The sequence below is a fragment of the Kitasatospora sp. NPDC004799 genome (assembly GCF_040609095.1).
Lineage (GTDB): Bacteria > Actinomycetota > Actinomycetes > Streptomycetales > Streptomycetaceae > Kitasatospora.
In genome coordinates this window covers 1-1244 of record NZ_JBEXJK010000810.1, presented here as the reverse complement: position 1 = coordinate 1244, position 1244 = coordinate 1, and the positions used below count along the sequence as shown (strand labels likewise).

Annotated in this window: 1 protein-coding gene; it reads right to left on the bottom strand. The window is 78.2% G+C overall.

Annotated elements, in window-relative coordinates:
• Positions 1-43 precede the first annotated feature (43 nt).
• Positions 44-1012 carry a bile acid:sodium symporter family protein gene (locus tag ABZW03_RS40970; RefSeq protein ID WP_355269988.1) on the bottom strand — a complete coding sequence of 323 codons (969 nt, stop codon included), beginning with the start codon at positions 1010-1012 and terminating at the stop codon, positions 44-46.
• Positions 1013-1244 lie beyond the last annotated feature (232 nt).

The window sequence follows — 1244 nt, the reverse complement described above, 5'->3', positions numbered from 1 at the left end:
GCCGCGGCCTGGTCCGGGACCAGACCGGGGACATCGCCCCGCGCTACCAGGACGACTGGGCGGCCGGTGCCGGCTCGGGCGCCCCGCCGGACGCGGGTGCCCGCGACCAGCGGCCGGCGAGGACGGTGCCGACGATCAGCTGGAGCTGGTGGTAGAGCATCAGCGGCAGCACCATCAGCCCGGCCTGCGCTCCGAACAGGACGGTGGCCATCGGCAGGCCGTTGGCCAGGCTCTTCTGCGAACCGCACAGCACCGCCGCGACGGTGGCCTGCCGGTCGAGCCCCAGCAGCCGGGCGCCGATCCCGGTGGCCGCCAGGGCGGCGGCCAGCAGGGCGAGCAGCACCGCGAGCAGCCCGAGCAGGGCGAGCGGGGTGGCCAGGCCCCAGATGCCCTGGGAGACCGCGGCGCTGAACGCCGTGTAGACGACCAGCAGGATCGAGCCGCGGTCCACCGGGGTGAGCACCCGTTTGTGCCGGGACAGCGGACCGCCGAGCCACGGCCGCAGCACCTGCCCGAGCAGGAACGGCGCGAGCAGCTGGAGCCCGATCCGCAGCAGCCCGTCGGCGGACAGCTCGGTGTGCGAGCCCAGCAGCCAGGCCGCCAGCAGCGGCGTCAGCACCAGCCCCGCCAGGCTGGAGTAGGTGCCCGCGCAGATCGCCGCCGGGACGTTGCCCCCGGCGGCGCCGGTGAGCGCCACCGAGGACTGCACCGTCGAGGGCACCAGGCAGAGGAACAGCACCCCGGTCTGCAGCTGCCCGGTCAGCGGGACGGGCGTGAGCAGCGCGGTGGCCACGCCGAGCAGCGGGAAGAGGACGAAGGTGGCGGCCAGCACCAGCCCGTGCAGTCGCAGGTGGCGCAGCCCGGCCAGCGTCTCGCGGGTGGAGAGCCGGGCGCCGTAGAGGAAGAACAGCAGCGCCACCGCGAGGTCGCAGGCCACCTCGGCGACCCGCGCCGAGGTGCCCGAGGCCGGGAACAGCGCGGCCAGCCCGACCGTGGCGGCCAGCGCCGCCATGTACGGGTCCAACCAGCGCGGCAGCAGCCCGCGGGGGCGGGGCCCGGGGCCGCGCCGGGCCTGCACCCGGCCCTCGGCCAACCGCTCTCCGGCCGCCCGCTCCCCGACCGGCCGTTCCCCGACCGGCCGTTCCCCGCCGGTCCGCTCCCCGCGCGGCCCGAGCCCCGGGGGGGGGTGCGGGGGCGGGCGGCGGGGGGGGACCGGGCCCCCCCCCGCCCCCGGCCGCCCCCCC